Origin of the sequence: Mycobacterium sp. (assembly GCF_039583785.1) — a bacterium.
Taxonomy (GTDB): domain Bacteria; phylum Actinomycetota; class Actinomycetes; order Mycobacteriales; family Mycobacteriaceae; genus Mycobacterium.
This window is the reverse complement of sequence record NZ_JAVKSG010000174.1, coordinates 1-2,404: the sequence shown is the minus strand read 5'-3', so window position 1 is coordinate 2,404 and position 2,404 is coordinate 1. Positions and strand designations below refer to the sequence as shown.

Sequence of the window (2,404 nt, the reverse complement as noted above, 5' to 3'; positions counted from 1 at the left end):
CTGTTAGTCAGCTCGGGTATGAAAAATGCCGCGACGAGCTGATCGAGGTCGTCCGGCTACTGGAGCAGGGCGGGCTGGACCTCGATGCGTCGCTGACGCTGTGGGAAAGAGGCGAACAGCTGGCTAAACGATGTGAAGAACACTTAGCTGGCGCGCGCACGCGAGTGGCCGACGCGTTGGCCGCCGGCGAGACCGACCATTCTTGACGTCGCCACGACCGCTCTGGGGTTTATACGAAACTGAAACACGTTTCAGTTATTCTCCAAGGCATGGCTGACAATTCTGCAACCACACCGGCAGCGGAACTGGGCCGAGTGCTCGTTACCGGCGGCTCGGGATTCGTCGGCGCCAACCTGGTGAGCACCCTGCTGGACCAGGGATGTCAGGTGCGCTCGTTTGACCGGGCGCCGTCGCCACTGCCCGCCCACCCCGGCCTCGAGGTGATGCGGGGCGACATCTGCGACCGGGACGTCGCCGACGACGCAGTCGACGGCATTGACACCGTCTTCCATACCGCGGCGCTCATCGAACTGATGGGCGGAGCGTCGGTCACCGAGGAATACCGGCAGCGCAGCTTCGCCGTCAACGTCGAGGGAACCAAGAACCTGGTGCACGCCGCACAGGCCGCCGGCGTCAGTCGGTTCGTCTACACGGCGTCCAACAGCGTGGTGATGGGCGGCAAGCCCATCGCAGGTGGCGACGAGACGTTGCCCTACACCGACCGGTTCGCTGACCTCTACACCGAGACGAAGGTCATCGCCGAGCGATTTGTGCTATCCCAGAACGGGATTGACGGGCTCCTGACCTGCTCGATACGGCCGAGCGGAATCTGGGGCCGCGGCGATCAGACGATGTTCCGCAAGGTTTTCCAAAGCGTGCTGGCCGGCCACGTCAAGGTGCTGATCGGCCGCAAGTCCGCCCGTTTGGACAACTCCTACGTGCACAACCTGATTCACGGTTTCATCCTGGCCGCCCAGAACCTGGCGCCGGGTGGGACGGCGCCGGGCCAGGCGTACTTCATCAACGACGCCGAGCCGATCAACATGTTCGAGTTCGCCCGCCCGGTGGTAGCGGCATGCGGTCAGCGGCTGCCGCGGCTCAGGGTGTCTGGCGCCGCGGTGCGGGCGGCCATGCTGGGCTGGCAGCGGTTGCATTTCCGGTTCGGGATTGCTGCGCCGCCGCTGGAGCCGCTGGCCATCGAGCGACTGTATTTAGACAACTACTTCTCGGTCGCCAAGGCCACCCGCGACCTCGGGTACCGGCCACTGTTCACCACCGAGCAGGCGATGCTCGACTGCCTGCCGTACTACACCGAGCTGTTCGACCAGATGAAAGCCGCGGCCACTCCCGCGCCGGTCGCGGTCGTCGCACCCGCCGTCGCCAAATAGCCGGGAGATTCCGCGTCGGCGTGTAGCGTAATGCGGCGTGACCCAAACAGTGCTGGTCACCGGCGCATTCGGGCTCGTCGGCTCGGAAACGGTTCGGCAGCTGATGGTCGAGGGGCCCCATGTCGTCGCCACCGATTTGGACGTGCCGGCCAACCGCAAGGCGGCCGACAACATGCCGTCCACCGAGGTGCGCTGGGCAGATCTCACCGACCCCGATGCGGTCGCCCGGCTGCTGCGTGACATCTCGCCGACGGCGATCATCCACCTGGCCGCGATCATTCCGCCGGTCTGCTACGCCCGGCCGGCGCTGGCCCGGCGGGTCAACGTCGACGCGACGGGGTATCTCGTCGACGCTGCCGCCGCATTGCCGTCGCCGCCGCGATTCGTCCAGGCCTCCAGCGTCGCTGCCTACGGCGCCCGCAACCCGCACCGCATCAGCGACCTGCTCACCGCGGACACCCCACTGCGGCCATCCGACCTCTACGGTGTCCACAAGGTGGAAGCCGAAAACCTGGTCCGCGCTTCGAGATTGGACTGGGTGATATTGCGGTTGGGCGGCGTGCTCACCGCCAAGCCACGGCTCGACCTGGATTTGGACATCCTCTACTTCGAGGCGTCGCTGCCGGTTGACGGCCGCATCCAGACCGTCGACGTGCGCGATGTGGCCCGCGCCTTCATCGCCGCGACCACCGCGCCGGTCGTCGGCGAGACGCTGCTGATCGGCGGCGACGAGTCGCACCGGTTGGTGCAGGGCGACCTCGCCCCGTCCACCGCGGCGGCGATGGGCCTGGTCGGCGGCATACCGGCCGGACGGAAAGGCGACCCGGACAGCGACACCGACTGGTTCGGCACGGACTGGATGGACACCACACGTTCAGCGAACGCCTTGAATTTCCAGCGGATTTCATGGCCGCAATTGCTTGCCGAGACCGCCGCGCGGATGGGGTGGCGGCGATACCCGGCGCGGCTGGGCGCTCCGGTGGCGCACGCTCTGCTCAGGCATCGCTCGCCGTATC

At 66.7% G+C, this 2,404-nt stretch carries 3 protein-coding genes; all 3 read left to right on the top strand.

Translation table 11 applies throughout. The features are described 5' to 3' along the window. On the top strand, positions 1-206 hold a 206-nt coding region (locus ABDV69_RS21060; RefSeq protein ID WP_343577744.1), incomplete at its 5' end, for an exodeoxyribonuclease VII small subunit. Positions 207-257: 51 nt separating this feature from the next. Continuing rightward, complete coding sequence (locus ABDV69_RS21055; RefSeq protein WP_343577746.1) at positions 258-1,388, top strand: NAD-dependent epimerase/dehydratase family protein; 1,131 nt, start codon at positions 258-260, stop codon at positions 1,386-1,388. 37 nt (positions 1,389-1,425) lie between these two features. Continuing rightward, on the top strand, positions 1,426-2,404 hold a 979-nt coding region (locus tag ABDV69_RS21050; protein WP_343577743.1), incomplete at its 3' end, for an NAD(P)-dependent oxidoreductase.